We start from the raw sequence: 25526 nt of genomic DNA on the forward strand, positions 1-25526 counted from the left end.
TTTTCTTTTTATTCTGTGATTGATGTTGTGTTTTTGTTGTATATATTTTCATTTCTTTTTCACTGTAAGATCGTTAAAATAGCCGCCTTTTTTCGTAATAAAATCTTCGCTAAATGGCTTGTTATAAGCATACGTCATTTAGCTATAACAATAATAAGAGTAAATTTTATGTCCTTTATAGTTGGTCAGCGTTGGATTAGTGAAAGTGAAAATGATCTTGGCTTGGGCGTGGTTGCGGAAGTCAATCACCGTACGGTTACGCTAAATTTTCCTGCCGCCGAAGAAATTCGTATTTATGCCTTAGATAATGCCCCGTTAGTGCGTGTGGTTTTTCAAGTGGGTGATGAAATTCGTCATAAAGAGGGCTGGCAGGGCAAGGTGCTTGAAGTGTTAGATCATAATGGGCTGGCGTTCTATTTGGTGCAAAAAGAAGATGGGCAAGAAACCCTACTACAAGAAGCCGATCTCAGTGCGCAAATTGCCTTTAGTAAGCCGCAGGAGCGTTTATTTGCAGGGCAGATTGATCGCGCAAGCCAATTTGTGCTGCGTTATCGCGCCTTACAACAACGCCAAGCGCAGTATCAATCACCATTGCGTGGCTTACGCGGCATTCGCGGTGGGTTAATTCCCCATCAATTGCATATTGCCAAAGAAGTGGGACAACGCATTGCGCCGCGAGTGTTGTTAGCTGACGAAGTGGGGCTGGGCAAAACCATTGAAGCAGGAATGATCTTGCAGCAACAGTTGTTTGCCGAAAAGGTCGATCGCGTGCTTATTATCGTGCCAGAAACCTTGCAACATCAATGGCTTGTGGAAATGCTACGCCGTTTTAATTTACATTTTTCCCTTTTTGATGAAGAACGTTGCGCTGATTTTGATGGTCTTGACGGTGGCGTGGCAACCAATCCATTTAAAACAGAATCCTTAATTATTTGCGCCCTAGATTGGCTGGTGCAAAAGCCTAAACGCGCTGAACAGCTGATGAATGCGGAATTTGATTTATTGATTGTCGATGAAGCGCATCATCTTGAATGGTCGGAACAAGCGCCAAGTTTGGCTTATCAAATTGTTGAGCAGTTGGCGAGCCATATTCCTGCCGTATTATTACTGACGGCAACCCCTGAACAATTAGGGCAAGAAAGCCATTTCGCACGCTTAAAATTGCTCGATCCTGATCGCTTTTATGATTACAGCGCTTTTGTGCAAGAACAGCAGCATTATCAACCAGTGGCTGAAGCCGTGAATGGATTGTTAAGCGAGCAGCCATTAAGCACGCAAGAAGAAAAACATTTAGCGGAATTGCTGTCTGATCAAGATACTAGCGGATTATTAGCGGATCTTCATCATAGCGAGAAAAAAGCGCAAGCACGTGAAACCTTAGTGGAAAATCTGCTCGATCGCCACGGCACCAGTCGTGTGTTATTTCGTAATACTCGCCAAGGCGTGAAAGGCTTCCCATTGCGTCATTATCACGAAATCACTTTGCCAATGCCAAAGCAATATCGCAATGCGATTGGTGTGCTGAAAATGCTTGGCGAAGTGAAAACCAGCGATTTATTTTACCCCGAGCAGATCTTCCAGAAAATGAACCCTGATGCCGCTTGGTGGGATTTTGATCCGCGTGTGGAATGGCTGATTGATTTCTTACAATCTTACCGCGAAGAAAAAGTGTTGGTGATTTGTCATCAAGCTAAAACCGCCATTCAGCTAGAGAAAGCCTTACGCGAAAAAGAAGCCATTCGCAGTGCGGTGTTCCACCAAAAAATGTCCATTGTGGAACGAGATAAAGCGGCAGCATATTTTGCTCAGCAAGAAGAAGGCGCACAAGTGTTGCTCACCTCAAGCATTGGCTCTGAGGGGCGAAATTTCCAATTCGCCCATCATTTGGTGCTGTTTAACTTGCCTGATAATCCCGATTTGTTGGAACAGTGCATCGGGCGCTTAGATCGCATCGGGCAAAAACAAGACATCGAGATTTACGCCCCTTGCTTTGCTGACAGCCCGCAAGTGTTGCTCGCCCAGTGGTATCATCAAGGCTTGAATGCGTTTGAAGAAACCTGTCCGATGGGGGCGACGCTGTTTGAAAAGTGCGGTGCAAAATTACAACAGTTTTTACAGCAAAATACGGCGGACGACGCGTTTAATGATTTTGTTGCCGAAACTAGAACCGAGCGTGATGCCTTGAAAACCCAGCTCGATCAAGGGCGAGATCGCTTATTGGAAATCAACTCCAATGGTGGCACGCAAGCCGCTGAGCTTGCCGCAGCCATTGCGGAGCAAGACGGCTCAAGCGAATTAATCAATTTCACCTTAAATTTATTTGATATTATCGGCGTGGAGCAAGAAGATCTCGGCGAGAAAAGCATTGTTATTCACCCCACAGGCACAATGCTGGTGCCAGATTTCCCTGGCTTAAAAGAAGAAGGCTTAACGGTAACCTTTGATCGCAATTTAGCCGTGGCGCGCGAAGATGTTGAGTTTCTCACTTGGGATCACCCGATGATCCGTAACGGCATTGATTTGATTACTGATGGCGAGATTGGCAAAACTGCCGTATCATTGCTAATCAATAATGAATTGCCTGTGGGATCGCTGTGGCTGGAACTCATTTACATTGTGGAAGCCCAAGCGCCACGCGGTTTGCAGCTCACTCGCTTCTTACCCCCAACGCCAGTGCGTTTATTAATTGACGGCAAAGGTCATAATTTAGCGGATAAAGTGGGCTTTGAGCTGCTACAAAAACAGCTTAAACCGATGGCAAAACAAATGGCGAGCAAGGTCATCAAAATGTTGCGAGCCAATATTGAACAATTATTAAAAGCAGGTGAACGTCAAATTGGCGAACAAGCGCAAAGATTAATTGAACAAGCAGAGCAGCAAGCTGCGCAGCGTTTGGACAGCGAATTAACCCGCTTGCAGGCGTTAAAACAAGTGAATAAAACCATTCGCCAAGATGAAATTGACGCACTTAGTGCCGAGCGCGAGCAAATTTTACAGCACTTGCACAAAGCCACTTGGCGCTTGGATAGCCTGCGTGTGATTATCAGTAATAAGAGTAAATAATGGCATTAATTGATTACAATCCCCCACGCGAACCTTGGTTAGATGTGATTTATCACGACAACCATATTTTATTGGTAAATAAGCCGAGCGGTTTGCTTTCCGTGCCGGGTAACCAACCGCAATATTACGATAGTGCAATGTCGCGCGTAAAAGAAAAATATGGCTTTTGCGAGCCGGCGCATCGCCTTGATATGGCAACCAGTGGGATTTTGCTGTTTGCAATGAGCAAGCTGGCGGATAAAGAACTCAAGCGCCAGTTTCGCGAGCGTGAGCCGAAGAAATCTTATCAGGCACTCGTTTGGGGGCATTTAGTGCAAGATAGCGGCACGGTGAATTTGCCGCTGATTTGCGATTGGGAAAATCGTCCTAGACAGAAAATTTGTTTTGAGCGGGGGAAAAGTGCGGTAACAAAATTTGAGGTTTTACAACGCCTCCCTAATAACAGCACAAGGGTAAAGCTTACCCCAATTACAGGGCGTTCGCACCAATTAAGGCTGCATATGCTTGCCCTCGGACACCCGATTTTAGGCGATAAGTTTTATGCTCACCCACAAGCGAAAGCGATGTCGCCCCGTTTGTGTTTGCACGCACAATCCTTACAAATTCGCCACCCTTTAACGGGTGAAATAATGAATTTTACGGCAGATGTGCCGTTTTAATTCGTTCTAACCAATCACAGAAATAATGCGGAGAATTGGTGATTTAATGCTACAATTCTCCCCAATTCATTTTTACCAAATAGTAGAGAAATTATGTCCCGTCAAAAGAAAACACGCCGTATTACGGATATTATGCCAACACGCAAGGCGGATAAACCCGCGCAAAGCGCCCCAACTGGGCGTGGGCGTAAATTGACACGTTATGAATTAGATGCCAAAGCGCGTGAAGAAAAAAGAAAGAAAAAACACAAAGGTCTCGTGGCTGGCTCTCGCCATAGTCGTCAAGAAGAAAATAAAGCCCTTGAGCAAGATGCCAAGTTAGATCCCCGTGTGGGCAGCCGCAAAAAAATTCCATTAGTGGTGGAGTTTGTCAATAAGCCAGAAAAAGGAATGACCATTCCGCCTGTGGCTGTGGAAAAACCAGATGTGGAAAAAACAAAGGCGCTTGATCCAATGGTGGAACTTGAACAGCTTGAAAATAATGAATGTTTGAATGATTTATTAGATCAGCTTGAAGCAGGCAAAACCTTAAATGCCAAAGATCAAGCCTTTGTGGACGAATGTTTAGATCGTATCGCGCAGCTAATGGACGAACTAGGCATTCGTGATGAAGACGAAAATGCGGAAGATTTATACCGCACTTTTGAAACCATTGATATTAATCAGTTTAAATAATTTATGTGGATTTATCTTTTAATTGCCCTCGGGCTTTTGATTATTGTGGGAATGGCCGCCTATGCGGTGAAATTATTGCGTGCCTTGAAAAACCAAAAGCAGGCGTTAGAAAATGCACGCTTGGCGCGTGTAAAACGCCTAAAAGAGAGTATTGAGATTATCGCGCGGGCAATGCAAAATGGCGATTGCAATTTGTCTGAAGGGGTAATTCGATTAAAAATGTTGCTCGATCCCTTAGGCTTAAAAATCACCACTTATCCTGCGCTGGCTGAGCTTTATGATGTGGTGAAAGAAATGCCAACGCATCAAGCGCGTAAGGAATTAAAAAAGAACGAGCGTATGCGTTTAGATCTCACCCGTGAAAGCGCCGAAGCCGATCTTGAAAGCAAAATTTTGTTGGAATTAAATCAATTATTGTTGGATATTGAAAAATTTTAGGGGGAAATTAATGTCTGGAACTATGTGGGATTCCGCGTTAATTCAAAAATATAACTATTCTGGGCCGCGTTACACCTCTTACCCAACGGCATTAGAATTTAACGAAAATTATACTGAACAAGATTTCCAAGCGGCGGCAGCGCGTTACCCTGAGCGTCCGCTTTCTCTTTATGTGCATATTCCGTTTTGCCATAAATTGTGCTATTTCTGCGCCTGTAACAAAATCATTACGCGTCATCAGCACAAAGCGGATATTTATCTTGATTATTTGGAAAAAGAAATCAAAAATCGCGCCGCACTTTTCCGCAATCGCAAGGTAACCCAAGTGCATTGGGGTGGCGGCACACCAACCTATCTCACCGAGCAACAATCCAGCCGTTTAATGGCAATGTTGCGTGAGCATTTTCATTTTGCCGATAACGCCGAGATTAGTATAGAAATGGATCCGCGTAAAATTGAGCTGGAAACCCTTGATCATCTGCGTAAAATCGGCTTTAACCGCATTAGTATGGGCGTGCAGGATTTCAATAAAGCGGTGCAAAAAGCAGTAAATCGTGAGCAAGATGAAGATTTCATTCAAGCCTTGCTAGAACGCGCACGCGCTTTAGGGTTTCAATCCACCAATTTGGATCTGATTTATGGTTTGCCATTGCAGAATGTGGAAAGCTTTATGTTCACCCTGCAAAAAGTGATTGAATTAAACCCTGATCGTTTGAGCGTGTTTAACTATGCCCACTTGCCAAGCCGTTTTGCGGGGCAAGCGAAAATTAAAGAAGATCAGCTGCCCGCACCTGAAACCAAGCTCACCATTTTGCAAAAAACCATTGAAACCTTAAGCGATGCAGGCTATCGCTTCATTGGAATGGATCACTTCGCGAAACCTGATGATGAGCTAGCTATTGCGCAACAAAATGGCGTGCTACACCGCAATTTCCAAGGCTACACCACACAAGAAGATGCGGATTTGCTCGGTCTTGGCGTTTCCGCAATTAGCCTATTGGGCGACACTTACGCACAAAATCAAAAAGAGCTAAAACATTATTACGCAGATATTGAGCAAAAAGGCACCGCACTTCATAAAGGCTTTGTAATGAGCCAAGAAGATTGCTTGCGCCGTGATGTCATCAAACAACTGATTTGTAACTTCAAACTGGATTACGCCCCATTTGAACAGCAATATGGCATTGATTTCAAAACCCATTTTGCGGAAGATCTAGAATTGCTCGCGCCCCTTGCCGCAGATGGCTTAATTGAAATTGGCGAAAAAGGGTTACAGGTTTCCCCTGTTGGGCATTTGCTGATTCGTAATATTTGCTTATGTTTTGACACCTACTCAAGACAACAAGCCAGACGTCAACAGTTCTCGAGAATTATTTAATCTCAAATAATCCGCTCAAAAGATTGTTTTGGGCGGATCAAGGGTGGGCTTGAAAGTATCGTGCTAGTCAAAGAAATTCTGCATATTTAACTTTTTTATAACATATTCCTTTAAGTTATTTGTAAATCCTTTTGTTTCTTTTACAATGCCTAGCACTTAATGAAATCTATTCAAAGGAGAATATTATGTTGAAAAAATTAGCATTTTTTTCCACCGCACTTTTCGCTATCACTACTGCAAGCCAAGCCGTTGCAGCGGAAAGTTTGATTGAACGTATTAACAATAAAGGGACGATCACGGTAGGGACAGAAGGCACTTATGCGCCGTTCACTTACCACGATGCAAGCGGAAAATTAACTGGCTATGATGTGGAAGTTACCCGCGCTGTGGCAGAAAAATTGGGCGTAACCGTAGAATTTAAAGAAACCCAATGGGACGCAATGCTCGCTGGCTTAAAAGGCGGTCGTTTCGATTTAGTAGCAAACCAAGTGGCATTGACCACCCCTGAACGCCAAGCCACTTTTGATAAATCTGAGCCTTATAGCTGGTCGGGCGCAATGTTGCTTGCTCGCCAAGATGAAGATCGTATTCACAAAGTGGAAGATGTGAAAGGCTTGAAAGCTGCACAAACCCTCAGCTCAAACTATGGTGAGCTTGCAGTGAAATACGGTGCAGAAATTGTGCCGATTGATGGAATGGCACAAGGCTTATTGCTAATTCAACAAAAACGTGCTGATGTAACCTTTAATGATTCTTTAGCCTTATTGGATTATTTGAAGAAAAACCCAAATTCAGGCTTAAAACCATTTTGGGAATCCGCAGACAAAGTGGGGGCGGGCTTCGTTGTAAATAAAGGCAACGAGGAAGCACTGGCGAAAATTAGTGCAGCCATTGAAGAACTTCGTAATGACGGCACATTGAAAAAACTGGGTGAACAATTCTTCGGTAAAGATATCAGTGTTAAATAATTTCTTAGCTTCCTTACCCTTTATGACCGATGCTCGTGCTGAGCTGGTGATAAACGGGTTTCTCCCAATGGTTAAAGCAGCGGTATTGGTTTCAATACCGCTTGCTGTTGTTTCTTTCTTTTTTGGAATGATTATCGCGGTGGGCGTGGCGTTATTACGCGTTACCCCTGTCAATGGCTGGTTGCACCGTATTTTGTTGGCGATTGCGAAAGTCTATATTTCGATTATTCGCGGTACGCCAATGTTGGTGCAAATTTCTGTGGTATTTTACGGCTTGCCAGCGCTGGGCGTGTTTATCGATCCCATTCCTGCGGCGATTATTGGCTTTTCCCTCAATGTGGGGGCTTACGGTTCAGAAACCGTGCGTGCGGCCATTCAATCTGTGCCGAAAGGACAATGGGAAGCAGGTTACACCATTGGTATGACCTATATGCAAACTTTCCGCCGCATTATTGCCCCGCAAGCTTTCCGTGTTGCCGTTCCGCCATTGAGCAACAGCTTTATTGGTTTGTTTAAAGATACCTCTTTGGCTTCTGTGGTAACCGTAACTGAAATGTTCCGCGTGGCGCAACAAATCGCCAATTCATCTTACGATTTCTTGCCTGTGTATATTGAAGCAGGTTTGGTGTATTGGTGTTTCTGTTTCGTGCTGTTTATCATTCAAGCGCGGGTAGAAAAACGTTTAGATCGCTATGTGGCACGATAGGGGAAGGCAATGATCAAAGTACGCAATATTCATAAAACCTTTGCTGATAATCCGGTTTTAAAAGGGATTGATCTGGATATTCATAAAGGCGAAGTGGTGGTGATTCTTGGCCCTTCTGGCTCGGGAAAAACTACGTTTTTACGCTGTTTGAACGCCTTAGAATTACCCGAAAAAGGCACGATTGATTTTGCTGAAAAAGATCCGCTTTATGTGGATTTTGCCAGCCCTGATATTCAGAAAAAAATCCTGCCATTGCGTCGTAAATCAGGAATGGTGTTCCAACAATACAACCTATTTCCGCACAAAACTGCGTTGGAAAATATTATGGAAGGCCCTGTGCAAGTGCAAAAGCGCGATGCGAAAATTGTGCGTCAAGAAGCGGAATCATTGCTTGCGAAAGTTGGCTTGTTAGATAAGAAAGATCTTTACCCTTACCAACTTTCAGGCGGTCAGCAACAGCGTGTCGGCATTGCCCGCGCCCTTGCCATTCAGCCTGAACTAATGCTATTTGATGAGCCAACTTCTGCGCTTGATCCTGAATTAGTGCAAGATGTGTTAAACACGATGAAAGAACTTGCCAACGAAGGCTGGACAATGGTGGTGGTTACCCACGAAATCAAATTTGCGCTAGATGTAGCAGATGTGGTTGTAGTAATGGACGGTGGAGTGATTGTGGAACAAGGCTCACCGCAAGAATTGTTTGCTCACCCTAAACACGAACGTACCAAAGCCTTTTTACATCGCTTGAAATCAGAATGATGAGGGCATCACTGTACAACTAAGGTGCGGTGAAAAGTTTTATTAAATAAAGCCGATGAGCAATCATCGGCTTTTTCTTCGTTATTTCTAGAGAGAAAAATGTCGCAAAAAAACACCGCAATTTATTTATTAAGTGCGGTGTAATTTTATTTAGAATCTGAAATTATCAGCCCATACCGTATTTTTTTAATTTTTTGCGTAATGTGCCACGGTTGATACCAAGCATTGTTGCCGCGCGAGTTTGATTACCACGAGTATATTGCATAATCATATCAAGCATAGGGTGTTCAACTTCCGATAAAACTAATTCATAAAGATCGTCCACATCTTGACCATCTAATTGAGCTAAATAATTTCTGATCGCTTGTTTCACAGAATCACGAAGTGGTTTGTTTGTTACTTGAGATTGTGAATTTAATACTGAAACAGTCAGAGCTTCAGCTGGATTACGTTGTTGTTCTAACATTGTTGTCTTTATCCAATAAAATCAAATTAAAAAATTCTTCCAATGCCGTTATTTGCGCTTTCGCATTGGTAATGGCATTAAAAGTCTGTCTAAAACTGGAATTAGGTTGAATTCCCTGTAAATACCAAGCAACGTGCTTGCGTGCAATGCGATACCCTTTTTCTTCGCCATAAAATTGATGAAGTTCTTGAATATGTCGCAAAATAACACCGCACTTTTCTTTTAAACTTGGTGTTAAAGTTGTTGAGCCGTTTTCCACTAGCCCAGCCACAGATTGAAAAATCCACGGCTGACCTAGCGCACCACGCCCAATCATTATTGCATCAGCACCGGTGTAATCAAGCACCGCTTGGGCTTTTTGTGCCGATGTAATATCGCCATTGGCAATCACTGGAATAGAAACCTGTTGTTTCACCGCTTTAATGTTGTCGTACTCGGCTTCGCCCTCAAATAAACATTCACGAGTTCGCCCGTGAATGGTGAGCGCTTGCACACCTGCTTGTTCGGCAATTTTCGCGATTTCCACGCAGTTTCGATTTTGTCGATCCCAGCCTGTTCTAATTTTTAGTGTTACAGGCACGTCCACAGCACGCACCACCGCTTCAAGAATTTGTTGCACTAAATCGGGATATTGCAAAAGGGCAGAACCTGCCAATTTACGATTTACCTTCTTTGCAGGACAGCCCATATTGATGTCAATAATTTCTGCCCCATAGCCCACATTCACTTGCGCAGCTTGTGCCATTTCCTGCGGATCAGATCCAGCAATTTGCACAGCGTTAATGCCTACATCTTGATGATAAGCAAGACGTTGTTTCGATTTTTCTGTATGCCATACGCGCGGATTGCTTGCCATCATTTCTGAAAAGGTCAATCCTGCCCCATAGTTCGCACAAAGGCGTCTAAAAGGTTGGTCGGTAATCCCTGCCATTGGCGCAAGCAAAATACGGTTTTTTAATTGATAATCACCAATTCGCACTGCGCTACCCCTAACAAGTTACTACCTTTTAACACACAATCTATCGCCAGCCCCAACGGGCAAGGCGTGCTATAATACGCACTTTTCGCTCATTTGAAAAGCATATTTTTTGAACAAAATCTATTTTTTTCGCTTTCTTTGACTTTTATTCAAAATAATCCATTTTCCGCATAAAAAAATGCCCCGCGCTCTTGACAAGTGCGGGGGAATTTTCGCTTATTTTGCCACACCTGTAATACGACACCACTCTTCGCGGATTGCCACGGGATCAAGGGAAAATTGCTCTTGATAGGCTTCGCAAACAGATTGTGCTTGGCTTTCTAAAATGCCTGATAACCCGAGTTTGCCTTGTTTTTTTACGAGCTGGCTGATGGTTGGTGCGAGTTCTTTTAATGGCCCAGCTAAGATATTGGCCACCACCACATCGGCTTGCAGATCTTGCGGTGCGTCTTTGGCTAAAAAGAGTTGTAGGCGGTTGCTCACGCCATTTTGTTCTGAGTTGTTGCGGCTGGCTAAAATGGCTTGCGGATCAATATCAATGCCGATGGCACTTTTCGCCCCTAATTTCAACGCAGAGATCGCTAAAATCCCCGATCCACAGCCAAAATCGATGACTGTTTTGCCATTCAAATCTAGGCTATCGAGCCATTCTAAACATAATGCGGTGGTAGGGTGCGTACCAGTTCCAAAAGCTAAACCGGGATCGAGCATTACGTTCACCGCATTTTCATCAGGCACTTCACGCCAGCTTGGGCAAATCCATAAACGTTTGCCAAACTGCATTGGGTGGAAATTATCCATCCATTCACGTTCCCAGTCTTTATCTTCAATTTGTTCAATTTTATAAGCGGTTTCTTCGCTTAAATGCCCCGCACTTTTCAGCAAGCTGACAATCTGTTGCATATCTGTTTCCGCATCAAATAAGGCGATAACATCGGTGTTGCCCCATAGACGAGTTTCCCCAGGGAGCGGTTCAAAAATCGGGGTGTCTTGGCTATCCATAAAGGTTACCGAAACTGAACCGATTTCTTCTAAATAATCACTGATCGTTTCCGCTTGTTGATTAGTACTATTAATGCGGATTTGAACCCAAGCCATAATTTTTCCTTCTTAATTTATTTTGTTGCATTTTCGCCAAATTTATTGCCAATCAAAAAGGCAATTAAGCCAAACAATAAAGATGGCACAATGGCGTGAAAATCAAACAGTTTAATACTTGCGGCCGTTAAGCCTACATAACAGCCCAAGCCCACCACCATTGAGCAAATTGCGCCAACGGCATTAGCTTTTTGCCAATATAGCCCCAGCACAATTACCCATAAAAAGGCGGCTTCCAAGCCCCCAAAGGCGAAAAGGTTGAGCCAGATGATCATTTGTGGTGGATTTAACGCAGCTAAGATCAAAAGTGCGGTCAAAATTAGCGTGATTATTGAAGAAATCCAGCTAATTTTTTTCTGATTTTGCGCCATTTCTGGCTTGGCGCTGAGATATAAATCCTTCACAAAAATTGATGATGATTGAATCAGTTGCGCGTCAATGGTGGACATAATGGCTGACATTGGTGCAGCTAAGAAAATCCCCGCCACAATCGGCGGTAGCACTTGCAACATCAAGGTTGGGATCACCTGATCTGGCACTTCTAAGGCCGGCAGAATCGCACGCCCTAATGCTCCCGAAAGGTGCATACCCAGCATCACTAAAGCCAGTACCACTGTGCCGATTAACATTCCGTTATGCAAGGCTTTGCTGTCTTTAAACGCCATACAACGCACCGCAGTGTGTGGCAGGCCTACCACGCCAAAGCAGACTAAAATCCAGAAAGAGGCCATAAACTGAAAGCTGAGCATATCATTTGGCCCATAAGGGCTGGTTAAGTGCGGGTCAATTTCGTTAAGTTTTTGCACCGCACTTTCTACTCCGCCTGCAGCATAAATGGTCGCGCCGAGCAAAATGATCGTGCCAAGAATCATCACCATTCCTTGAATGGTATCGGTTAGCACCACGGCACGAAATCCGCCAATAAAGGTGTAAAGCCCCACGGTAACGGCAAAAATCAGTAGCGCATTGGTATAGCTAATGCCAATGGTAGTTTCTAACAAGCGCGCACCACCGATAAATTGCACCGTCATTGCGGCAAAAAAGGCGATGAGTAAGGCGATACAAGAAATCCAAACCAAATATTTATTTTTATAACGATAAAGCAATAAATCATTGATCGTTAAGGCTTTACTTTCTCGCGAGAGCAAGGCGAACTTTTTCCCGAGCGCGCCTAATGCCAGCCATACCGCAGGCACTTGAATCATTGCAAGCAACACCCAGCCTAAGCCAAATTTATACGCCGCACCCGGGCCGCCCACAAAAGAGCTGGCACTGGCATAGGTGGACGCGGTGGTCATCGCCAACACAAAGCCTGTCATTGAGCGATTTCCCACATAATATTCCGTTAAAAAGTCCCCTTTAGAACGTTTTGTATAAGCATAAATCGCCGCGCCAAACACAAAGGCAAGGTAAATCACTAGGGGGAAAATAATGCCAAGATTCATTGTTCCAATATCCTTATTTAACGTCCTTGTTCAGTGTCCTTGTTTTCTGGCTCAATATTTTCTAAATCAATCTCTTGATAGACGATTTTTACTATCCAATACGCCACCACAATAAATAGCACAGGCAAATAAATACAGGCTAGCTCAAACCAAAGCGGAAAGCCCAAAGGCCCTTGCTGCCCTTTTGGCAAATAAGCACATAAACACCAGCCCAGCACATAAAGCAAGGTCAAGCCAAATGCCCAACGCGCTTCTTTTGTCGCTTGCTGATAACGAGAATGTTGTTTCATAGTGTGAGTTGCACTCCTGTATTTTTCACCTTTATTGCTAGCAAAATCGAGGGCGAACCTCGTTGTTCGCCCGCGTCTAATCTTAGCAAAATATATCGACAAAAATCACCTTAAATATGCTGAAAATTGTTGGTTAATCGTTATTGCTGTTGAGCAAAAAAAGAGATTAGCCGGAATATTTCTCGCCAAAATAATTTCACAATTTTGCACCGCTCTTTTATACAAAATAAAGAAAAAATGCCGCAATAAAAAAGGCGTTATCTAAAACGCCTTTCGATCAAATAATGCAATTAATCGTGCATTCCCAATTTCTTCTCCAAATAGTGGATATTTGTGCCACCGTTTTGGAAGTTTTCATCAGATAAAATTTGATCGTGTAATGGAATATTGGTTTTTATGCCGTTGATAATGGTTTCACCAAGGGCATTTTGCATACGGCGAATGGCCACTTCACGGGTATCTCCATAGGTGATTAATTTGGCGATCATTGAATCATAATGCGGTGGCACGCTGTATCCTGTATAAATATGCGAATCCCAACGCACGCCCAAACCACCCGGTGCGTGTAAATGTTCGATTTTACCTGGTGAAGGTAAGAAGCTCTTCGGATCTTCTGCATTGATACGACATTCAATGGCGTGGCCACGCACTTTGATGTCTTCTTGTTTGATAGAAAGTGGTAGGCCTGAAGCGATTAATAATTGCTCTTTCACCAAATCCACGCCGGTAATCATCTCGGTTACAGGGTGTTCCACTTGAATACGGGTGTTCATTTCGATGAAGTAAAACTCACCGTTTTCATATAAGAATTCAAATGTCCCTGCACCACGATAGCCAATTTCCACACAGGCTTTAGCACAGCGTGAACCAATATCACGGCGCATTTCTTCGGTAATGCCTGGTGCTGGCGCTTCTTCCACCACTTTTTGATGACGGCGTTGCATTGAACAATCACGCTCTGCTAAATAAACCGCATTGCCGTGCGTATCGGCTAGCACTTGGATTTCAATATGGCGTGGATTTTCTAAATATTTTTCCATATAAACCATATCGTTGTTAAATGCTGCTTTGGCTTCCGCTTTGGTCATCGCAATGGATTCTTCTAAAGAATTTTCATCACGCACCACGCGCATACCACGGCCACCGCCGCCGCCAGAGGCTTTGATGATCACAGGATACCCAATGCGTTTAGCGATTTCTTTGTTTTTCTTCATATCGCTGCCAACAGGGCCATCAGAACCCGGTACACAAGGCACACCAGCTTTTTTCATTGCGTTAATGGCAGACACTTTATCCCCCATTAAACGGATTACGTCCGCAGTAGGGCCAATAAAGGTGAAGCCTGAGCGTTCCACTTGCTCGGCAAAATCAGCATTTTCAGACAAAAAGCCATAACCTGGGTGAATTGCGTCCGCACCTGTCACTTCTGCCGCAGCAATAATCGCAGGGATATTCAAATAACTTTTGGTTGAAGGCGCAGGGCCAATACAAACGGTTTGATCTGCCAATAAAACGTGTTTGAGATCGCGATCTGCGGTGGAATGCACCGCCACAGTTTTAATGCCTAGCTCTTTGCAAGCACGCAAAATGCGTAACGCAATTTCTCCACGATTGGCAATAACAACTTTTTCTAGCATAAGAATTATCTCTTAGAATTGTAAGGCGAAGCCACGCTCCGCCTAAATAGAAATGAATTATTCGATAACGATTAACGGCTCATCAAACTCAACCGGTTCGCCGTCATTAATTAAGATCGCTTTTACCACACCTGCTTTGTCAGCTTCAATGCGGTTCATCATTTTCATTGCTTCAACAATACAAAGGGCATCGCCCACTTTCACCGTTTGTCCCACTTCAACAAATGGTTTTGCATCTTGGCTTGGGCTGCGGTAGAACGTTCCCACCATTGGTGAACGCACTTGATGACCTGATACTTCCGTAACCGCTGGCACTTCCGTTACTGGAGTAGGCTGTGTCACTGCTGGGGTTGCAGGCTGTGCAACAGGGGCGACACTTGGTACGGTATATTGCACCGCAGTGGCTGAAGGTGAACCACGATTAATGCGAACAGATTCCTCGCCTTCAGAAATTTCAAGCTCCATAATGCCTGATTCTTCAACTAATTCGATGAGTTTTTTAATTTTACGAATATCCATAGTTTTTTCCTAAAATGTGAATATTTTTCACCGCACTTTATGGACAACACAAAATGAGTAACACAAAGTGCGGTGGTTTTTAAACTTAAATTTCCGTGGCAAAGATTACCTGAAAACGATCCTTTTTGCGACAAAATTCTGTCAATTTCGCGAAATTTTCGGCAAATTATGCCTTATTTGCTAAATATTGTCGCGCATAATGGAAAGCAAATTCATAGCCTTGCGCACCTAATCCGCAAATCACGCCTTCTGCCACATCACTAAAATAAGAATGATGACGGAACGGCTCACGTTTATGCACATTAGACAAATGCACTTCCACAAAAGGAATAGCGACAGCCAGCAAAGCATCACGCAGCGCAACACTGGTGTGCGTATAAGCCGCGGGATTAATAATAATAAAATCCACCTGTTGGAAACTTTGATGAATTTTATCGATCAATTTTTCTTCGCTGTTCGCTTGAAAGCAGGTTAATTCAATTTGATGTGCGGCTGCAAGATCCTGCATTCGTTGCTCAATGGCGGGCAAAGAAAGACTGCCATAATGCTTTGGCTCACGTTTGCCTAGCATATTCAAATTCGGGCCATTAAGTAACAAAATTCGTGCAGATGCTGACATAATTAATTCTTTTCCCTTTAACTTGTTGCATTATAATGATTTTTATAAAAATTGCCGTTGCCTTGTGGCTGGTCGAACCAATGCAAATTTTAATCCATATTCACTTTGACGATATTTTCGCTGTTCAGTTCCAATAATGGTAACGTTGAACCTTGCCACGGGCGAATAAGCTGATATTGCATAAGATCTAGCGTATCCAAGCCCGGCGTGGTATCTGGTGTGTAACGCTGCGCAATGCGAGCCAGTTGCGTTAACCCAAAACTGCTTTCTAAAGATGAGCTGATCACCGCCATAATGCCTTGTTGATGGGCCTGTTCAATCAGTTCAACACAACGCGCAAGGCTGCCCACTAGAGTCGGTTTAATAATAATTGCGGCTAAGTGCGGTTCTTTTTTCACCTGAAAATTTGGCTCGCGCACGCTTTCGTCCCACGCGATAGCAATGCCTGTTTCAGCGGCGAACTGACGGCTTTCTTCAGGGGTTTTGCAAGGCTCTTCCAAAAATTGAATACGCCCACGATGTTCAGGCTTAATATATTTGGCAAACAGCTGCGCTTTCGCAGGCGTCCAAGCTCGGTTCGCATCTAAACGAAGTTTCAAATCGGGAATGGCTTCTAAAAACATATCGGCGATTAAGCCATCGCGATTGGCTTCGTATAAGCCCACCTTGATTTTTGCGATTTTCTCGCCCTCAATTTGATTGAGTTCAGCGTACAACTCATCAGGATCGCCATAACAGAGCGGGGCGGTGCGATAATTGCCCTCAGCAGGTAATTCCCCTTTCATTTCTGCCAAGGCACAACTCAGCCCAAAGGCGACCGAGGGATAAAGCCCCTCAAGGGATAATTTTTGATTTTGACTGCGAGCCACGTCCCAATCTTTTAGCCACTGCTTGGCTTGGGCTTCTGCCTGTTCAAGAGTTTCTTGGCTAAATTCAGGCAGTGGAGCAATTTCCCCCCAACCTTCGTGTTCGCCACAGCGAATTTGCACCAACAACCCCTCGCGCAATTTCAAAAAGCGGTTGCGCAGCACCACTTGCGAATCCATTGGGATTTGATAACGATAAAGTTGATAAGAACGCATATTTTCTCCTTTTTATTCCTTAACTTTGTGCGCTGACTTCGCAATCCAAAAACAAATTAAACAAATGATCCCTAGCATTACAGACAAGAATGTCCCCGTAAGCAAGGTCGCAAGCAAACTGTGTAAAAAGAGCGATATATTTCTGCCAAATAAAACTTCCAATAAACTCAATGCAAAAAAGCCACAGAAGAACTCGATAGAAAAATGCAACAAAATCGAAATTTGAAAACATCCCCGAATAATGCCACTTTGTCGCAACGCATTACGCCATAAATGTTTATGCATTGCCCACAATTTGTAATCAATAAAGCTATAAAAGGCAATGAAGAAGCCAATGCCCACGATCATTCCTAATATAGAAAGAACATTACTGGACACCATTAGTCCAAAGGCAAAACATAACGCCGCATTAAATAACACCACCGCCGTCCAAAATAGAATGATTTTTTTGAGAGAGATTTCTTGCATTATTTTTTCACCTGTTTTTGATAAAGCACTTGTCCTACTTGTTGGATATGTTTGAGCAAGTCTGAGTGGGTAAGTTGTGAATAAATGGACAAATCGACCAAATAAGGAATATCTGAATCTTGTAATTCACCAAATAAACGATTCAAGGTTTCTGGGCTAATTTGTTCGCCCACCAAGGTTAAATCAATATCAGAACCTGCGCGATGCGTGCCTTTTGCTCTTGAGCCATAAATAATCACTTGCTCAATCTCAGGATAAGCTTGAAATAATGCCGTCAAACGGGAAAGTGTTCGTTCGGTTAAGCCAAATTTTCCTGACATAACGCCACCATTTTTTGTTCGAATTGACCGAAGAGCGGATAATAAATGCGGTAAATTTTTTCAATAATTTGATTAACCGTGCTTTCGTTATAGCTATGCACCGATAAAATGCGATCGTCAACCATATCCAACCACGCTTGCCCATCATCAATTAACCCGATATTAAAGGCTTTACGAATGGCATCGCGACTGCCTTGAATATCACTTACGCCTTGGTAATTGAGATAATCTTTCATCACACGCCAAGCTAACTCGTAATTATATTCAAAGCACTGCACCAAACCTTGCTGTTCAAACTTGTTTAGCTTAGGTTGTTGGACAAATTCTGTAAGCTGAGTAAAGGCGCGTTGATAATTCTGTAACCGTTGTTGCCAGCGAATTTCCTGTTTCATTTAATTTCCTTGCCTACTACGGCTAATTAAAGAAAAGCAAAGTGCGGTAAAAATTTTGAGATTTTTCACCGCACTTGATGATTATGGATTGCGTTTAAATTTACTGAAATCTGGCGCACGCTTTTCATTGAAGGCATTGCGCCCTTCTTGCCCTTCTTCTGTCATATAGAACAGCATTGTGGCGTTACCTGCTAGCTCTTGTAAGCCTGCTTGTCCATCACAATCTGCATTTAATGCCGCTTTTAAGCAACGCAACGCAATCGGACTGTTACGCAACATTTCACGACACCAACGCACGGTTTCTTTTTCTAACTCTGCATAAGGCACAACCGTGTTCACTAAGCCCATATCCAAGGCTTCTTGCGCATTATATTGACGGCATAAGAACCAAATTTCACGCGCTTTTTTCTGCCCTACAATGCGCGCCATATAGCTTGCGCCCCAGCCACCATCGAACGATCCCACTTTAGGGCCTGTTTGACCGAAAATGGCATTTTCCGCTGCAATGGTCAGATCGCAAAGCATATGTAAAACGTGACCACCACCGATAGCATAGCCTGCCACCATTGCCACCACAGGTTTCGGGCAGCTACGAATATCACGCTGAAAATCCAATACGTTTAGGTGATGTACGCCCGCGTCATCTTTATAACCGCCGTAATCGCCACGCACTTTTTGATCGCCACCTGAGCAGAACGCTTTTTCCCCTTGCCCGGTTAGCACGATCACCCCCACATTTTCATCAAAACGTGCATCTGAAAACGCGTGGATCATTTCTTTCACCGTCTGCGGACGGAAAGCGTTACGCACTTCTGGACGGTTAATGGTGATTTTGGCAATGCCATCGGTGGATTTGTGATAAAGAATATCCGTATAGCCTTCGCTATGATCAACCCACTCAACAGGGGCATAAAGCACATCATCTTTTGGATTTTGCATAATTAATTCCTTCGCTAAATAAATGTAGCTGGCATTATAGCTTAATCTGAGAATGACTAAAAGCGCCGTCCTTTGACAAACAAAAAGCCCCGCTTTCGCGAGGCTTGGGTTACCGCATAAATCAAAGTGCGGTGCTTTTTTGGGAAGAATTACGATTGACTTGCTGTGATTTTACCATCAACGTAATCAAGGGTAATAGTTTTCCCTGGGATTAATTCCCCTGAGAGAATTTGTTGTGCGAGTGGGTTTTCCACTTCTTGTTGAATCGCACGTTTAAGCGGTCTTGCGCCGTAAATTGGGTCATAACCAATTTCGCCGATGAAGTCTAATGCCGCATCTGTGAAGGCTAAGTGATAGCCGTGTGATTCCATACGTTTTTCTAAACGTTTTAATTGGATTTTCGCGATGGTGCGAATGTTTTCTTTATCCAATGGGTGGAATACCACTGTTTCATCAATACGGTTAATAAACTCAGGGCGGAAGTGTTGGCTAACCACCGACATTACCACTTCTTTCATTCCTTCATAGCCAAGATCACGGTTGCCTTGGATTAAGTCTGAACCTAAGTTTGAGGTCATAATCACCACGGTATTGCGGAAATCTACGGTGCGACCTTGACCATCAGTTAAACGTCCGTCATCAAGCACTTGTAATAAGATGTTGAACACATCTGGGTGCGCTTTTTCTACTTCGTCCAATAACACCACAGAATATGGACGGCGGCGAACGGCTTCGGTTAAGTAACCACCTTCTTCATAGCCCACATATCCCGGTGGTGCGCCCACTAAGCGAGATACGCTGTGTTTTTCCATAAACTCGGACATATCAATGCGTACCATTGCGTTTTCATCATCAAACAAGAAGTTGGCAAGAGTTTTACACAATTCTGTTTTACCTACCCCTGTTGGCCCTAAGAATAAGAATGAACCAATCGGACGGTTTGGATCAGACAATCCTGCACGGCTACGGCGAATGGCGTTCGCTACTGCTTCCACCGCTTCATTTTGTCCAACCACGCGTTTGTGTAATTCTTTTTCCATACGCAATAATTTTTCTTTTTCCCCTTCCATCATACGAGAAACTGGGATACCAGTGGCACGTGAAAGCACTTCTGCAATTTCTTCATCGGTTACACGATAGCGTAACAAGTGCATTTCTTTGCCCTCTGCACTTTCTGCTTGAGCAAGTTGTTTTTCAAGCTCTGGAATGCGTCCGTATTGCAATTCAGACATTTTGTTTAAATCGCCCACGCGGCGCGCTTGTTCCATTTGGGTTCGTGCATTTTCTAATTCTGCTTTAATATGCTGTGTGCCAGAAAGCGCTGCTTTTTCGCTTTTCCACACTTCTTCTAATTCCGCATATTCACGCTCTTTTTCAGCTAATTCTTTTTCAAGCATTTCTAAGCGTTTGCGGCTCGCGTTATCGTCTTCTTTTTGTAACGCTTGTTGTTCCAATTTTAATTGGATAATACGGCGATCAAGTCTATCTAACGGCTCTGGTTTTGAGTCAATTTCCATACGGATACTCGATGCCGCTTCGTCAATTAAATCAATGGCTTTGTCTGGTAATTGACGATCTGAAATATAACGATGCGAAAGTGTCGCCGCCGCAACGATTGCCGGGTCTGTAATTTGAACGTGATGGTGAATTTCATAACGTTCTTTCAAACCACGCAAGATAGCAATGGTGTCTTCAACACTTGGTTCGTCCACAAAAACTTTTTGGAAACGGCGTTCAAGTGCGGCATCTTTTTCAATATATTGACGGTATTCATCAAGGGTTGTCGCCCCCACACAGTGCAATTCACCACGTGCAAGGGAAGGTTTTAATAAGTTACCTGCGTCCATTGCACCGTCAGTTTTACCAGCACCAACCATTGTATGAATTTCATCAATGAATAAAATCACACGGCCTTCTTCTTTAGCGATTTCATTAAGCACGGCTTTTAAGCGCTCTTCAAACTCACCACGATATTTTGCCCCCGCAATTAATGCGCCCATATCAAGGGAAAGTACACGTTTATTTTTTAATCCCTCTGGCACTTCACCATTTACAATACGTTGTGCAAGGCCTTCAACAATCGCGGTTTTACCAACACCAGGTTCACCAATTAATACAGGGTTATTTTTCGTACGGCGTTGTAACACTTGGATTGTACGGCGAATTTCTTCATCACGTCCAATCACTGGATCTAATTTGCCACTTTCCGCACGCGCGGTTAAATCAATAGTATATTTTTCTAATGCCTGACGGCTTTCTTCTGCGTTTTGGTCGTTCACTGACTGACCTCCTCTAATTTGTTCAATCGCTTGTTGTAAATTCTCTTTTTTTGCACCGCACTTGCGTAATATTTCGCTTAAGCTGCCTTTTTCTTCTAACGCGGCTAATAAAAAGAGTTCTGATGAAATATATTTATCTTGCTTTTGCTGTGCGAGCTTGTCGCATAAATTTAATAAATTCACCAAGTTGCGTGAAATCTGCACATCACCACCGTTACCAGAAACCTGCGGTAAGCGGTTGAGTTCAGCATTAAGCTCGTTACGTAACATCGCAACATTCACGCCACTTGCAGTTAAAATCGGTGCAACGGAACTGCCCTCTTGATTTAACAAGGCCGCCATTAAATGCACGGGTTCGATAAACTGGTTATCTTTGCCTAAAGCTAAAGACTGCGCTTCGCTTAAAGCTTGTTGAAATCTTGTGGTAAATTTTTCTATATTCATAATCTATTCTTCCTCAATATTAAATTCTGTTGCCTAGCCTGTATGGCTCGGCTTGCTTGTTCAAGTAAGTGAGGACTAATTTGGTAATTTCAAGAGCAAAATGAAAAAATTTAAAAAAAAATCTATTAATCATTTTAGAACGATAGGTTGCACTAATGGAGAGTTTACTCAATCTCACTTCACCTTTATAATTGCGCCTAATTAACGATTTTCAATAAGGACGGAAAAATGCAATTTTCCAAAATGCACGGATTAGGCAATGATTTTGTGGTGGTCGATGCCGTTACGCAAAACGCTTACTTCCCCACTGAAACCATCAAAAAACTGGCGGATCGCCACACAGGAATTGGCTTTGATCAGCTTTTAGTGGTTGAGCCACCTTATGATCCCGATTTGGATTTTCACTATCGCATTTTCAATGCTGACGGCAGTGAAGTGGCACAATGCGGCAATGGCGCGCGCTGTTTCGCCCGCTTTGTTACAATGAAAGGCCTGACGGATAAAAAAGACATCGCCGTTAGCACCGCCAAAGGTAAAATGATCCTAACAGTGCAAGATGACGGAATGATCCGCGTGAATATGGGCGAACCTATTTGGGAACCAGCGAAAATCCCATTTATCGCCAACAAATTCGAGAAAAACTACATTTTACGCACCGACATTCAAACCGTATTATGTGGCGCGGTTTCTATGGGCAACCCACATTGTGTGGTGCAAGTGGAAGACATTACTACCGCCAATGTAGAACAATTAGGCCCACTATTAGAAAGCCACGAACGTTTTCCTGAACGCGTAAACGCAGGCTTTATGCAAGTCATTAATCGTAACCACATAAAATTACGCGTTTATGAACGCGGTGCTGGCGAAACCCAAGCCTGTGGCAGTGGCGCTTGTGCCGCCGCCGCAGTGGGCATTATGCAAGGCCTTTTGGATAACAAAGTGCAAGTGGATCTCCCAGGCGGCAGTCTTATTATTGAATGGCAAGGCGAAGGTCACCCACTTTATATGACAGGCGATGCCACGCATATTTATGATGGGGTGATTAGGTTGTAATTATCCATTATTTTGCACCGCACTTTGGTTTTCACGCTGTTTTTAATAGAGAAATTGAAATGTACCAACAACTCAACAATTATTGGAATTATCTGCGCATTGAACGACAGGTAAGTCCGCATACATTGAGTAATTACCTGCGCCAGCTTGAAGCGGTGGTGGCGTTGTTGCAGGAAAATGAGATTTCCCAGTGGCAGCAGGTAACCCCCAGCGTGGTGCGCTTTGTGTTAGCGCAAAGTAAAAAAGCGGGCTTGCACGAAAAAAGTTTAGCTTTACGCTTATCGGCATTACGCCAGTTTTTGAGCTTTCTTGTTCAGCAAGGAGAGCTTTCGGTTAATCCTGCGGTTGGCGTATCTGCACCGAAGCAAGGCAAGCATTTACCTAAAAATTTGGATAACGAACAGGTTCAACAATTATTAGCCAACGACAGCAAAGAGCCAATCGATTTGCGGGATAAAGCGATGCTAGAGCTAATGTATAGTTCAGGTTTGCGTCTGTCTGAATTGCAAGGACTGAACTTAAACAGCATTAATCTGCGAGTGCGTGAAGTGCGTGTAATTGGGAAAGGTAACAAAGAACGAATTTTGCCTTTTGGACGTTATGCTTCGCACGCGCTTCAACAATGGCTAAAAGTGCGGTTGTTGTTTAATCCAAAAGATGATGCCTTGTTCGTTAGCCAGCTTGGTAACCGAATGAGCCACCGTTCAATCCAAAAACGTATGGAAGTGTGGGGAATTAAACAGGGGCTATCTAGCCATTTGAATCCTCATAAACTGCGCCATTCTTTCGCCACGCATATGCTTGAAAGCAGCTCTGATTTACGTGTCGTGCAAGAATTACTTGGGCATAGCAATCTTTCTACCACACAAATTTACACCCACCTTGATTTCCAACATTTAGCGCAGGTTTACGATTCCGCACACCCGAGAGCGAAACGAAAAAAATCGTGAAAATTGCACTGCACTTATTATTTTATTAACTTATCACCCCACCAACACCCCAAACAACGGAATATCCCAACTTTCTACGGGTAATGCGTCCACTTGTTGGCATTGGTGGGCTAAGCCGATGGGGAGGAAGTTTTTTTGTTGCCAGTTTTGCAAAGTGCGGTCGTAAAAGCCGCCGCCCATTCCAAGGCGGTTGCCTTGTTTATCAAAGGCGACAAGTGGGGTAAATATGATGTCAAGTTCATTGGTTGGGAGAACATTTCGGACGTCTAATTTGGGCTCTAAGATGCCAAATTTATTTTTTTGCAATGAGCTGTTTGGATGATAGCGGAGAAAGAGCAAATTATTGGCTGAAAAAGGATGCAGAATAGGCAGATAAACGGCGATGTTTTTTTTCCATAATTGCTGAATTAGCTGTTTTGTTGAGATTTCGCCATCAAAAGAAAGATACAATCCGATATGCTTAGCTTGTTTTTTTTCTATGAGATCAAGGGCTTGTTGAGTGATTTTTTGTTCAGCAAGGTTTTGCTCAGCTGGGCTAAGAGATTGGCGTAATTGACGAATTTGTTGGCGAATAATTTGGCGTTGTTGATTGCGAGTTGTGAGGTTCATTGTTTTATGGAAGAACCCGAGATGCCGTTGTGAGTGGTCGGTCCTTGAACCCTACGGTTCAAGGGAATCAGTCGTTATCGTTTTTAGGCTTCTTACATCAGGGCTTGCGCCAAGGTAAGCTTGCACACCAACAATAGGAAACCGATTCATAAGATGTTAAGTATCGGCTCAGGGACGTAACCCACTAGCGAACATCTCAGGTAATCTTTAAATTTGTGGTAATACTAACGCAATTTAACCGTATTGACTAGCTTAATTTTTCCAATTCTTAGCTAAGATCATATTATTTCATCAGACATTCGTTTTTTGCGCCAAAATGCCTTCTAAAGAGTTATCTAGCTGTTTGATTTGTGTGCTAACTGCTTGTTCAATTTTCTGTGTAACTTGCTGCTGTTGGATAAGCTCATAGCTTAGATTTAACGCCACGATAGAAAGGACTTTTTCTAATTGTAAGATGCCTGTCCGTTCCTTCATCTCAGATACTCGTTGATCTAATGCGCGAGCAGCTTGGCGTAAGGCATCGTGTTGATCTTCTTGACAATTTAAACGTAAAACCTGTCCTAATACAGACAATTCAATGCTTTGCGATGACATACTTATCCTCAGTGAAAATAAATTTTTTCGCTATTATGCCATAGCAAATATTTTTCGTCATAAAAATCCGCCTGATTGTGGTTAGCTTAATCCAACAGTGCTAAACTACACCTATCTTTAGCAAAAGGAAAAAATTATGTCTGATATTCTCTCTTATGACGAATTAGAACAAAAACTCCGTCAAGCCACCATTCCTGTTACCGCCGCCGAATTACACGGCTTTCTCACTGGTTTAATTTGTGGCGGTGCGAGTGAGCAAAAATGGCCGATTTTTATGAATGAATTTACCAACAATGGCGAGGCCTACCCTACGGCGTTGTTAAAAGAGGTTTCGGCGCTCTACCACGATATTCAGCACAATCTAGAAGATATTGATAGCTTCAATTTTCAACTTTTCTTACCCGAAAACGGCGATGTGTTTAATGAAATTGATGCCCTTTCAGAGTGGACAAGCCACTTTTTGCTCGGTTTAGGTTTAGTGCAAGCGAAAATGGATAAAGAAACGGGCGAAATTGGCGAAGCCTTAGATGATCTACAAAATATTGCCGTGTTGGCTTATGAAGAAGATGACGATCCTGAAGAGTTGACGGAATCCTTAGAGCAAGTGGCGGAATATGTTCGCACCTTGGTGGCAGTGCTTTATGCTCATTATCGCCCTTACCAAACCACGCAGAAAACCGTATTACATTAAGGAGAA

Annotated in this window: 27 protein-coding genes and 1 other RNA gene; 11 read left to right on the forward strand and 17 right to left on the reverse strand. The window is 43.4% G+C overall.

From position 1 onward, the window contains the following. The first annotated feature begins 168 nt into the window (after positions 1-168). From rapA to ELZ61_RS00220, 8 genes are all read left to right on the forward strand, one after another. The gene (rapA, locus tag ELZ61_RS00185; RefSeq protein ID WP_126370588.1) at positions 169-3063 is read left to right on the forward strand and encodes an RNA polymerase-associated protein RapA; all 2895 of its coding nucleotides are present in this window, start codon (positions 169-171) and stop codon (positions 3061-3063) included. Further along, positions 3063-3722: a bifunctional tRNA pseudouridine(32) synthase/23S rRNA pseudouridine(746) synthase RluA gene (gene rluA, locus ELZ61_RS00190; protein WP_126370590.1), complete on the forward strand. Its 660-nt coding sequence runs from the start codon at positions 3063-3065 to the stop codon at positions 3720-3722. Before rapA ends, rluA begins: the two co-directional genes overlap by 1 nt. Positions 3723-3815: 93 nt before the next feature. Next, entirely contained in the window at positions 3816-4397 is a 582-nt protein-coding gene (gene yihI, locus ELZ61_RS00195) for a Der GTPase-activating protein YihI (protein WP_126370592.1), read from the forward strand. Positions 4398-4400: 3 nt separating this feature from the next. After that, positions 4401-4835 (forward strand): DUF2489 domain-containing protein, encoded by a 435-nt coding sequence (locus ELZ61_RS00200; RefSeq protein ID WP_126370594.1) that lies wholly within the window; start codon positions 4401-4403, stop codon positions 4833-4835. A 10-nt stretch (positions 4836-4845) separates the two neighbouring features. After that, complete coding sequence (gene hemN, locus ELZ61_RS00205; RefSeq protein ID WP_126370596.1) at positions 4846-6213, forward strand: oxygen-independent coproporphyrinogen III oxidase; 1368 nt, start codon at positions 4846-4848, stop codon at positions 6211-6213. A 185-nt stretch (positions 6214-6398) separates the two neighbouring features. Then, positions 6399-7181, forward strand: coding sequence for an amino acid ABC transporter substrate-binding protein (locus ELZ61_RS00210; protein WP_126370598.1), 783 nt, complete (start codon positions 6399-6401; stop codon positions 7179-7181). 22 nt (positions 7182-7203) lie between these two features. Beyond that, positions 7204-7887 (forward strand): amino acid ABC transporter permease, encoded by a 684-nt coding sequence (locus tag ELZ61_RS00215; RefSeq protein WP_228516272.1) that lies wholly within the window; start codon positions 7204-7206, stop codon positions 7885-7887. A 9-nt stretch (positions 7888-7896) separates the two neighbouring features. Next, positions 7897-8646 (forward strand): amino acid ABC transporter ATP-binding protein, encoded by a 750-nt coding sequence (locus ELZ61_RS00220; RefSeq protein WP_126370600.1) that lies wholly within the window; start codon positions 7897-7899, stop codon positions 8644-8646. 166 nt (positions 8647-8812) lie between these two features. On the opposite strand, the gene fis is transcribed toward ELZ61_RS00220, so the two are convergent. The 14 genes from fis to clpB form a co-directional block, all read right to left on the reverse strand. Next, complete coding sequence (fis, locus tag ELZ61_RS00225) at positions 8813-9112, reverse strand: DNA-binding transcriptional regulator Fis (RefSeq protein WP_103855173.1); 300 nt, start codon at positions 9110-9112, stop codon at positions 8813-8815. Continuing rightward, entirely contained in the window at positions 9093-10091 is a 999-nt protein-coding gene (gene dusB, locus ELZ61_RS00230) for a tRNA dihydrouridine synthase DusB (RefSeq protein WP_115248649.1), read from the reverse strand. Before dusB ends, fis begins: the two co-directional genes overlap by 20 nt. A 216-nt stretch (positions 10092-10307) precedes the next feature. Next, positions 10308-11189 carry a 50S ribosomal protein L11 methyltransferase gene (gene prmA, locus ELZ61_RS00235; RefSeq protein WP_126370602.1) on the reverse strand — a complete coding sequence of 294 codons (882 nt, stop codon included), beginning with the start codon at positions 11187-11189 and terminating at the stop codon, positions 10308-10310. 17 nt (positions 11190-11206) lie between these two features. Then, the gene (gene panF / locus ELZ61_RS00240) at positions 11207-12634 is read right to left on the reverse strand and encodes a sodium/pantothenate symporter (protein ID WP_126370603.1); all 1428 of its coding nucleotides are present in this window, start codon (positions 12632-12634) and stop codon (positions 11207-11209) included. A gap of 17 nt (positions 12635-12651) precedes the next feature. Then, positions 12652-12924: a YhdT family protein gene (locus tag ELZ61_RS00245; protein WP_126370605.1), complete on the reverse strand. Its 273-nt coding sequence runs from the start codon at positions 12922-12924 to the stop codon at positions 12652-12654. Positions 12925-13214: 290 nt separating this feature from the next. Then, positions 13215-14561 (reverse strand): acetyl-CoA carboxylase biotin carboxylase subunit, encoded by a 1347-nt coding sequence (gene accC / locus ELZ61_RS00250; protein ID WP_126370607.1) that lies wholly within the window; start codon positions 14559-14561, stop codon positions 13215-13217. 57 nt (positions 14562-14618) lie between these two features. Beyond that, positions 14619-15080, reverse strand: a complete 462-nt coding sequence (accB, locus tag ELZ61_RS00255) for an acetyl-CoA carboxylase biotin carboxyl carrier protein (RefSeq protein WP_126370609.1) — start codon at positions 15078-15080, stop codon at positions 14619-14621. Positions 15081-15246: 166 nt separating this feature from the next. Further along, positions 15247-15699, reverse strand: a complete 453-nt coding sequence (gene aroQ, locus ELZ61_RS00260) for a type II 3-dehydroquinate dehydratase (protein WP_103853692.1) — start codon at positions 15697-15699, stop codon at positions 15247-15249. Between the two features lie 89 nt (positions 15700-15788). Further along, positions 15789-16781 (reverse strand): o-succinylbenzoate synthase, encoded by a 993-nt coding sequence (menC, locus tag ELZ61_RS00265; RefSeq protein WP_126370611.1) that lies wholly within the window; start codon positions 16779-16781, stop codon positions 15789-15791. Positions 16782-16793: 12 nt separating this feature from the next. Continuing rightward, positions 16794-17249 carry a hypothetical protein gene (locus ELZ61_RS00270; protein ID WP_115248656.1) on the reverse strand — a complete coding sequence of 152 codons (456 nt, stop codon included), beginning with the start codon at positions 17247-17249 and terminating at the stop codon, positions 16794-16796. Continuing rightward, positions 17249-17569 (reverse strand): nucleotidyltransferase domain-containing protein, encoded by a 321-nt coding sequence (locus tag ELZ61_RS00275; RefSeq protein ID WP_126370613.1) that lies wholly within the window; start codon positions 17567-17569, stop codon positions 17249-17251. The genes ELZ61_RS00270 and ELZ61_RS00275 overlap by 1 nt, the downstream gene beginning before the upstream one ends. Continuing rightward, positions 17548-17961 (reverse strand): nucleotidyltransferase substrate binding protein, encoded by a 414-nt coding sequence (locus tag ELZ61_RS00280; protein WP_126370615.1) that lies wholly within the window; start codon positions 17959-17961, stop codon positions 17548-17550. The genes ELZ61_RS00275 and ELZ61_RS00280 overlap by 22 nt, the downstream gene beginning before the upstream one ends. An 81-nt stretch (positions 17962-18042) precedes the next feature. Continuing rightward, complete coding sequence (gene menB / locus ELZ61_RS00285) at positions 18043-18900, reverse strand: 1,4-dihydroxy-2-naphthoyl-CoA synthase (protein WP_103853695.1); 858 nt, start codon at positions 18898-18900, stop codon at positions 18043-18045. A gap of 149 nt (positions 18901-19049) precedes the next feature. Next, positions 19050-21623, reverse strand: coding sequence for an ATP-dependent chaperone ClpB (gene clpB, locus ELZ61_RS00290; RefSeq protein ID WP_126370617.1), 2574 nt, complete (start codon positions 21621-21623; stop codon positions 19050-19052). Between the two features lie 228 nt (positions 21624-21851). On the opposite strand from clpB, the gene dapF reads away from it, so the two are divergent. Together dapF and xerC are read left to right on the forward strand one after the other, a co-directional pair. Beyond that, complete coding sequence (gene dapF / locus ELZ61_RS00295; RefSeq protein WP_126370619.1) at positions 21852-22676, forward strand: diaminopimelate epimerase; 825 nt, start codon at positions 21852-21854, stop codon at positions 22674-22676. A 59-nt stretch (positions 22677-22735) separates the two neighbouring features. Next, the gene (xerC, locus tag ELZ61_RS00300; RefSeq protein WP_126370621.1) at positions 22736-23626 is read left to right on the forward strand and encodes a tyrosine recombinase XerC; all 891 of its coding nucleotides are present in this window, start codon (positions 22736-22738) and stop codon (positions 23624-23626) included. Positions 23627-23659: 33 nt separating this feature from the next. Here the strand turns inward: xerC and ELZ61_RS00305 are convergent, their stop codons facing one another. The 3 genes from ELZ61_RS00305 to ELZ61_RS00315 form a co-directional block, all read right to left on the reverse strand. Continuing rightward, positions 23660-24235 carry a 5-formyltetrahydrofolate cyclo-ligase gene (locus ELZ61_RS00305; protein ID WP_126370623.1) on the reverse strand — a complete coding sequence of 192 codons (576 nt, stop codon included), beginning with the start codon at positions 24233-24235 and terminating at the stop codon, positions 23660-23662. Positions 24236-24244: 9 nt separating this feature from the next. After that, a non-coding RNA gene (gene ssrS, locus ELZ61_RS00310) (6S RNA) lies at positions 24245-24441 on the reverse strand. An 85-nt stretch (positions 24442-24526) separates the two neighbouring features. Next, positions 24527-24829, reverse strand: a complete 303-nt coding sequence (locus ELZ61_RS00315) for a cell division protein ZapA (RefSeq protein WP_103853699.1) — start codon at positions 24827-24829, stop codon at positions 24527-24529. 145 nt (positions 24830-24974) lie between these two features. On the opposite strand from ELZ61_RS00315, the gene ELZ61_RS00320 reads away from it, so the two are divergent. Then, the gene (locus tag ELZ61_RS00320) at positions 24975-25520 is read left to right on the forward strand and encodes a YecA/YgfB family protein (RefSeq protein WP_197717470.1); all 546 of its coding nucleotides are present in this window, start codon (positions 24975-24977) and stop codon (positions 25518-25520) included. Positions 25521-25526: the final 6 nt, after the last annotated feature.

The sequence above is a fragment of the Avibacterium volantium genome (assembly GCF_900635775.1).
Taxonomy (GTDB): Bacteria; Pseudomonadota; Gammaproteobacteria; order Enterobacterales; family Pasteurellaceae; genus Avibacterium; species Avibacterium volantium.